We start from the raw sequence: 201 nt of genomic DNA, 5'->3' as shown, positions 1-201 counted from the left end.
TCGGGTAAGGGATAACCTGAAACTCTCCTTCGTACTTGCCCAGGTTGCCGGGATAAGGAACGCTGAAACCCTCCGCCCACGGTTCCGGCTGGCCGGAAGCACTAACGTTACACAGGGCTACCCCATCAGGGTTTGTGTCTATAGCCAGACAACCTTTAGCAAAGTCCGGTTCCTGCACCCTGACCACTTCAAATGTCAAAT

Annotated in this window: 1 pseudogene; it reads right to left on the bottom strand. The window is 53.7% G+C overall.

Going from position 1 to position 201, the window contains the following annotated elements:
* Nucleotides 1-201: pseudogene (locus JDF658_RS11205) on the bottom strand (IS200/IS605 family accessory protein TnpB-related protein); the annotation flags it as partial.

The sequence above is a fragment of the Carboxydocella sp. JDF658 genome (assembly GCF_002049395.1).
GTDB lineage: Bacteria > Bacillota.
Note: the sequence above shows the minus strand (reverse complement) of the source record. Positions and strands in the feature narration are given on the sequence as shown.